Origin of the sequence: Paenibacillus sp. oral taxon 786 str. D14 (assembly GCF_000159955.1) — a bacterium.
Taxonomy (GTDB): Bacteria; Bacillota; Bacilli; order Paenibacillales; family Paenibacillaceae; genus Fontibacillus; species Fontibacillus phoenicis.
In genome coordinates this window covers 202,474-210,061 of record NZ_GG695973.1, presented here as the reverse complement: position 1 = coordinate 210,061, position 7,588 = coordinate 202,474, and the positions used below count along the sequence as shown (strand labels likewise).

Sequence of the window (7,588 nt, the reverse complement as noted above, 5' to 3'; positions counted from 1 at the left end):
TGGTTTGCGCTGATTTCGTGTTCATAAGGCCATGAAATGGTCTTATTTTTCGTTGGAGCCCGATTTTGTGTGGAGTAACGCCCATTTGTACCGCTATTGCTCAAGAGACACATTTGTATTTGGATTATCATCCGAAGGAGGAAGCGAGCATGAGTGAATATTCAGCTTTGGATCCGGTTCGCGAACAGGAAATTTTGGACGGGCTCTTTGAAACAGTGACGAATTTACCGGAAGAAACTGTATTTATCGGGCGATTGGGACTGCGCGTGACGCTGCGCGGCCTGACGTCCAGCAAAGTGGACGCGATCCGCGAACGTTGTACGGTGCGCAAGACGACCAAAGGGCAGGTGACCGAGAAGATCGACAGCGAGTTGTTTAACGCGGCGTTGATCAAAGAAGCCACATCGATGCTGGAAGTAGTGAAAAAAGCCGACAGCGGCGGAGATCACGGCGGGGAGCCGCAAAGTGTGAAGTTGAGCGGCTGGGACGACGCGCGCCTAACCAGCCGGTTGAAGCTGTCCGGCGGGGAAGAGGCGATCCGCCGCCTGCTGCTGGCCGGGGAGCTCGACGCGGTAGGCGATAAAGTGCTGGAGATCTCCGGGTTTGGGGTCGACATCGATGACGTAAAAAACTAATCAGCTCCGGCGGCATGACGACGCTGCTGTTCCACATGTGGACGCGGCATCATCTTCGCCCCGGGGAATACTGGTCACTCCCGAAGGGAGAGCGCTTGCTGCTGCGGGCTTTTTCGGAACGTGAGTTGGAGATGTTGTGAGGTGCTGTGCGGTACTGTGGGGTGCTGAGGCTCTGGTCTTGGAGCCTTCGAGCTAGGCTCTACCCGCGTCAGTATGGTGGTTTGATGAGACTAACTGTAAAAAGTACCGTTAGTTTATTGACTTGGTGGGTGTAGAAGGCGATTAACTGGAATTCTTACCGTTAATTTTATGGAATTTAGCCCTACTCGGGAAAAACGGGCGAAATAACAGTAGGATTTCCAGTTAATTTGCGTGAAAGCGGGATTTTCCCAAAAATAACGGTAGGAAATCCTGTTAATTTTTCGGGGGATGGTTCCTGCCCGCTCAAATCCGAAAGAAAGGAGGCAAGACGACCTATGGCTAGAGATGACAATGACAAGTTTGAAATCAAGACCGACGACCGTGACGTTGATCGAACCGCGAAAAAGCTTCGCAGTCTGGACAAGCTGCTGCAGCAAACTCAGCGCCGAGCGGCGCTGCTCAGCAAAACCCGCATCAAGCCCATTCTCACCTTGGACGATCGCTTAACATCCGCAGCCCGAAAGGCCGAGGAAGCACTGGAACGTCTGCACCGGACGACGGTGAAGCCAACGGCGCAATTGAGCGATCGCGTCACTACCACAGCGCTGAGGATTCGTGCTTCCCTCGCCGCAATGGCTGCTGAACCGTGGCAAGTTTCTATCGCAGGTGTGAACTGGGAAACCGTGGTTGGTGATTCTTTTTCAAAGTGGATGAAGTCTGATGGGAAGAGCACGCTGGGACGGGTATCTGCGGCGATTGGAGAAGCGTTGGGAGAAGGAATAAAAAGTAAGATCATTGAGAGTCTAGGCATTGGAATAGATGAGGCGAGTGGAGGTAAGGGCTTAAATAGTGGAGGCTCAAGAATCTGGAAAAGAGCAAATCCCCCGCTTTTAAGTTTGCCGGTCTTTCCTATGCTAGACGCGTATGATTATCTATCTAACCGCTTGGCAGATAGGCCTCGTCATTCAATCGTTGATAATATTTTATCGATGCTGAACCCTATAACAATTGCTGAAAATTCAATGAGAGGCAATTGGGGACCTGTTAAAGTTACGCAAAAAGTCTTTTCTGGAATGGGCAAAGCATTTGAACCCATCTCTGCTCTTAGAGAAGATCATCCTAATATAATCAATTCGATAAAGTCGGTTTTAGAATTCGGCGGTAAAGTCATTAATGAAATATTCAAAGACCGATACAAAGAAGCGCTTGAAAGTAAGCTTACACAAGCCGCAAACTCCGTAAAGAAGTATTGGCTAGAAAAATGGCCAGGTTGGCGATCGCAACTTGAGACGAAAATCTCACCGAAGAAATTGGACCAACTCTCGGCGGCAGGTACAAAAGGTGCGCAGTTCTGGGGTAAAAGAGTAACTCCTTTTGTAAAAAAAATAGGAGGCTATGCGGGGCTTCTTATGGACGGCTATGAGATCTTTTCAGCTAAGCCTGGCAGGGAAAGAACGCAGAAAGTTACGTCTGCTATTTTAGGGGGGCTACTGGGCGCTGGAGGTGCAGCTCTCGGAACATTTACTGCTCCGGTAACTGGCGGTTGGGGCACGTTGCTTTTTCCTGCCCTTGGCGCTGCTGCAGGTGATTCATTAGGTGAACTATTGGGGGGGTATATATTTGATGTACTTTATGGGAAGAAAAAAACAAAACCCCTAGTGTATTCCAATCGAGTCATGGCTCCCAGCGTACAGGGAGTTACACGCCCGGGGACAAACGTGAACGTTCCCAAGGTTATGGGCACTCCAGTACCAAACTACTACCAACTGCCGGAAGAAGTGAAGTCAAAAATCGGTGGAGCTGGTTACAAACAAGCCCCAACCCCAGTCAATGTATCCCTGTCGGAGGGTTCGATCAATTTAACGGTTAACGAAGAAAAGCTGGACTATCAAAAATTGGCCGAAACCGCCGGCTGGAAAATCGCCAACGAAGTGCGGTTTGCGATGCAAAATCTGAAGTAGGGGAGGGGAGCAGGGACGTATGGAGATTCACTTAATTGACGGTAAGGGACAAAATTTCGTGTTTCCCGTGAACCCGGAGGAGATTACGATCTCCCGGAGCAAAGGCGTGGAGACGGTGAATATCGTATCGCTGGGGGAATATGACTTTCCGGCTGGAGAGAGGGTGAAGGAGATCGCCTTCTCTTCTTTTTTTCCGGCGGCTTATGATCCGGGGTATTGCAACTATCAAAACCTCCCCGATCCGCAGGAGGCGATGAACCGGCTCACGACCATGATGAACAGCAAGTCGCCGGTTCGCATGATCATTACCGATACGGCCGTAAACGTGCTTGTGACCATCGCGGCTCATAACAGTACCTTTCGGGGTGGGGAGCCGGGGGACGTGTATTTTGATTTAACCGCTCGGACTTGGCGGGAGATGAAGGTGCACACTCAGGCGGGTGCCGGCGGGGCAGCTTCGACAGCCAAATCCACCCGGCCGGACACGAAAAAGCCCGCAAAAACCTATGTAGTTAAATCAGGTGACACTCTGTCCAAAATTGCCAAGCTGGAGCTTGGCGACAGCTCGAAGTGGCAGCAGATCTATAATGCGAACCAAAAAATGATCGGCAAAGACCCGAACCGAATTAAGCCCGGTCAAAAGCTGGTGATGCCGCAGTGAGTTACGAAGTGGTGCTGCAAAACAAATACTACTTGCGGGAATTGGTTGAGAGCATCTCGCTCAAGGATTCACTCGCTCAAATTTCGTATCAGGGCACGATTGGGCTGAGGATTTCGGCTTCTTTTCCGGGGATTGAACCGGGGCAGGAGATTCGGATCAGCGGCGTGCCGTATAACGGTTCGGGCAGCGGCATTGCTGCTGGGGGCAAGATGGTTCCGTTGCTGCATCCGGGCGTGGTGTGGGATTGCTCCAGCACCTTGAGGCAGACGAAGCACATGACGGTGACGGTATATGATCGGACGATTTATTTGGCGAAATCGGAGGATGAGTATCTTTTTCCGGCAGGGGGAACAGCAGCCCAGCGTCTTCAGAAATACGCGGCAGACTGGGGCATTCCACTTGATAAGGTACCAGATACAAAAACCAAGCTGAAAAAAGCCGTCTATCGTCCGCAAACCCTTTACAACATGATCTTGTCGGATCTGAAGGAGACGGTGAAGGCTGGCGGGGACATGTACGTGCCGCGAATGACACCAGCTGGATTAACCTTGTTCAAGATCGGCAGCAATGACGTGGTTTGGAAGCTGGAGCAACTGGAGGAAGCCACGCAAAATCGTACACTGGAAGGCGCGGTGACACGAGTGAAGGTCATCGGGACCGAGAACCGTGGCGATAGTGCACCTTCCAAGGTGTTGGCCGTAGCGAGCGGAGAGACTGCCAAATACGGCGTGCTGCAACGGATCGTGCAGGATGAGAACGTCAAAACCGCCGGTGCCGCCAAAAAATATGCCGAGTCCATGCTAACGGGCCTAAGGCAGTCTTATACCGTTACTTGCATCGATTTAAATACGATCCGGGCGGGGGATAAGGTGATTTTTAACGGGCTGAACCTGATTGTGACTTCCGTATCGCATGAACTGGGGGATCCCGGACATATGACGCTGGAGCTCGCGATGATGGACGACGTGAAAAGGAGGTATTTTCTTGAGCAATGATCCTTATGCGGCGTTGGCCGTTTCACTGCGGGAAAATGCAGCAAGAAAAGCTGCCGAAGTGCTAACCGGTGCGACGGCAGAGCTTGGGACCGTGACGGGCACGGGACTGAAGCTGGACAGTTTTAAGCATGAAATTCAAGAATACTATGTTGCAGAGTTCCCAGGCATCCTGAAGCTCCCGGAGTTGAAGATGACCGGAGAGGTCCGCGGGTTAAAAGACAGCGGAGGAGGCAGTGTGGATGGTCAAGGGGAGTTTACATTTATGCCATCGAAAACGAAGGACACGGTGTTGTCGCTAAAAATTCAGCCGGGGGATCGCGTACTGGCGTTGCCGCTAAACGGCGGGAATGATGCGATTGTGTTATGCAGGGTGGTGAGCGGGAATGGCTAATCTTTTTCCGGAGGCGGTGGCGGATTCGTGGTTGGTTCCGGGACTGGACGAGCAGGAAGCGGTTGCGGATACGGTGACGTTTGGCCGGAGCTGGCGATTTGATTTTGATGCCGGGGAGTTCGTGATGACGCCTACGGGAAAAATCGCCCCTGCCGACGAGATCGCCGCCTGGAAGGTGTGGTGCGAAAAAGCGATCCGTACCCCGCGATATCGACATGTGATTTACTCCCGTGCGTATGGTCAGGAGTTTGAGGAGGTGATCGGCCAAGGCTATAGCCGGGCCGTTCAGGAAAGCGAAATCCGGCGGATCGCGACGGAGACGCTGATGGTGGACCCGCGGACGCTGAGCGTGGACGGGTTTGTTTTTGATTGGCGGGAGGATGGTTGTCGATTTACTTGCCAGGTCAAAAACGTGAGGGAAGATGAGTTGCTGGTGGAAGGGAGTGTGACGTGATGGCGGAATTGCCGCTTTATTTACAGGATCAGACGGAAGAGCGGATTATGCAACGAATGCTGGAACGAGTACCTTCGGATATGGATAAGTCCGAGGGTTCTTTTATTTGGGATGCGGAAGCGCCGGTGGCCTTCATGTTGGCGGAGGCTGCGACGTGGGCTCAACAACTGCTGGCCCGGGGATTTGCGAGCACGACGTATGGGGAGTATCTCGATCTCCGGGCGGCGGAGCATGGCGTTACACGGCGGCCGGCGGTGGCAGCGACCGGTATGGTGCAGTTTACTGGGGAGCCGGGGAAGACAGTTCCTGCGGGGACGATTGTGGCGACGCCGGCGGATGAGTATTCGGCGGAGGCGTCGATGGAATATGAAACGACGGCAGCCGTGACGTTGGATGAGAACGGAGTGGGGACGGCCCCAATTCGAGCGTTGGTTCCTGGCCGAGCGGGGGTTGTACCGGCGGGCGTCATCCAGGTGATGGCTACGCCCGTTAGTGGTTTGACGGCGGTTACGAACCCGGAGGCTACGCGGGGTGGAGCCGACATCGAGTCGGATGAGTTGCTGTTGGAGCGTTTTTTTTCACAGGTACGTAATCAGGGGACAAGTGGAAACAAGGCGCAATATTTGAAGTGGGCCGGTGAAGTGCCTGGCGTGGGCGGAGCACAGGTGGAACCGTTGTGGCAAGGTCCTGGCACGGTGGGGATCTACTTGCTGGATGCGGACAAGCGGGCGGCGAACGAGGAGATCGTTGCGGCGGCACAGGCGTATATTGATCCGACGCAGGATGGGCAAGGCGAAGGTGTGGCACCTGCGGGAGCGATTGTTACGGTGATGGCTGCCGAGGAGGTGCCGATCGATATTCGCGTGAAGCTGACGCTGGCCAGCGGCGTGACGATGGATGAAGTGAAGAAAAAAATCGAGGACGGTGTGCGGGCGTATTTGAAGCAGCTGGCTTTTGTTGACCCGTTGGTTCGATTTACGCGGATCGCTGCGATTCTGCTGGACATTCCGCCGATCATCGACTATGCCGAGCTAACGGTGAATGGCAACACAGACACCAATCTGGAGATCTATACGGGCCAGGTTACCGTGTTGGGGACGGTGGATGTGTATGAGTGAATTTTTGCTGACCAGCCCCCGGGGGCGTGAAATGTTCTCCTATCTTCCGGGCTATTATGAGACTTCCCGGGTCATGCAGGCGGACATGAACACCAAAGGTGCGGAGATGGACCTGCTGTTCGCGGCGCTGGACGAGACTTTTCAGCAGTTTTTTGTGCGCACGGCGACTTGGGGCCTGGACCGTTGGGAGAGCGAGCTCGGCATCACGACGGATTTAAGTAAACCGCTGGATCAGCGCCGTGCCGTTGTCGAATCCAAGCTACGCGGCAGCGGGAAGTTCTCCGGGCGGCTCGTGAAAAATGTGGCCGAGGCGTACGACCGGGGAAGGGTGGAAGTTTCTTTTCAGCCGGGGGAGTGGGGGGTTACGGTAAAGTTCGTGGATACCGTGGGCATTCCGCCGAACCTGGATGATCTGAAAGCGGCCATTGAGGAGTTGAAGCCGGCACATTTAAAAATGGAGTTTGAGTTTAACTACATGTTGATTCGTGATGTTCACGGAGTATTGACGCTTCATGAACTGGAACAAATCCCATTAAACAAATTTGCAGGAGGTGATCCGGTTGGCAACTAACACACCGAATCTCAATTTGCTTAAGAAAGATCCTATAGCCGACGGAAACGAAACCTTTAATATTCAAACAATGTTGAATGATAACTGGGATAAGATTGATGCGGCCATAGGAGAGATTGATATCCCTGATGCTTCGTTAACAGTGAAGGGGAAGGTGCAGCTTTCGAATGCAACCGATGGTACTCGGGAGGATGTGGCTGCAACTGAGAGGGCTGTGAAGGCGGTAAGTGATAATCTTGCTTCAGTTGTGTCTCTGGAGACTCAATCAGCAAAAAATGAGGCGATTTTAGCGTCCAATATAAATACTAAAAACTATAGTATGAATAAGGTTGCTAAGTATCAAAACGGTTCTGGAGGAGAAATTGATCCCAATACAACAACCGATTCTTACATTATTACAACTCACGCCAATACTCCTTCAGGAACAAACGGGTATTTTTGGCATATCATCACCCTTTTCTATCAAGAGGCAACAAACACCACAAACAGACACCAAATCGCCTTATCATATAACTCAGCAAGCTCAGACCCACAAATGTATTTTAGGCAACATTTTAGTGGAGTTTGGAGCCCTTGGAGGAGGGTTGCTGATTGGACTACGCACCAACAGTTAGCAAAACTTACAGAAAGTAATGGGACATCAGTACTTCTTGCTAGTGGT

General features: G+C 52.3%; 9 protein-coding genes. All 9 read left to right on the top strand.

Annotated features, from left to right (window positions below; translation table 11 throughout):
• Positions 1-149: 149 nt before the first annotated feature.
• Positions 150-635: a phage tail assembly chaperone gene (locus POTG_RS07730; protein WP_009224267.1), complete on the top strand. Its 486-nt coding sequence runs from the start codon at positions 150-152 to the stop codon at positions 633-635.
• Positions 636-1,111: 476 nt separating this feature from the next.
• Positions 1,112-2,737: a hypothetical protein gene (locus POTG_RS07725; protein ID WP_009224266.1), complete on the top strand. Its 1,626-nt coding sequence runs from the start codon at positions 1,112-1,114 to the stop codon at positions 2,735-2,737.
• 19 nt (positions 2,738-2,756) lie between these two features.
• Positions 2,757-3,398, top strand: coding sequence for a LysM peptidoglycan-binding domain-containing protein (locus tag POTG_RS07720; RefSeq protein ID WP_009224265.1), 642 nt, complete (start codon positions 2,757-2,759; stop codon positions 3,396-3,398).
• On the top strand, positions 3,395-4,393 hold the full coding sequence (locus POTG_RS07715; RefSeq protein ID WP_009224264.1) for an XkdQ/YqbQ family protein: 999 nt from the start codon (positions 3,395-3,397) through the stop codon (positions 4,391-4,393). The genes POTG_RS07720 and POTG_RS07715 overlap by 4 nt, the downstream gene beginning before the upstream one ends.
• Complete coding sequence (locus tag POTG_RS07710) at positions 4,383-4,784, top strand: hypothetical protein (RefSeq protein ID WP_009224263.1); 402 nt, start codon at positions 4,383-4,385, stop codon at positions 4,782-4,784. The genes POTG_RS07715 and POTG_RS07710 overlap by 11 nt, the downstream gene beginning before the upstream one ends.
• Complete coding sequence (locus POTG_RS07705) at positions 4,777-5,238, top strand: DUF2634 domain-containing protein (RefSeq protein WP_009224262.1); 462 nt, start codon at positions 4,777-4,779, stop codon at positions 5,236-5,238. The genes POTG_RS07710 and POTG_RS07705 overlap by 8 nt, the downstream gene beginning before the upstream one ends.
• On the top strand, positions 5,238-6,356 hold the full coding sequence (locus POTG_RS07700; RefSeq protein WP_009224261.1) for a baseplate J/gp47 family protein: 1,119 nt from the start codon (positions 5,238-5,240) through the stop codon (positions 6,354-6,356). The genes POTG_RS07705 and POTG_RS07700 overlap by 1 nt, the downstream gene beginning before the upstream one ends.
• Positions 6,349-6,927, top strand: a complete 579-nt coding sequence (locus POTG_RS07695) for a YmfQ family protein (protein WP_009224260.1) — start codon at positions 6,349-6,351, stop codon at positions 6,925-6,927. Before POTG_RS07700 ends, POTG_RS07695 begins: the two co-directional genes overlap by 8 nt.
• Positions 6,917-7,588: pyocin knob domain-containing protein (locus POTG_RS07690; RefSeq protein ID WP_036644660.1), on the top strand; the 672-nt coding region annotated here is incomplete at its 3' end. The genes POTG_RS07695 and POTG_RS07690, both read left to right, overlap by 11 nt.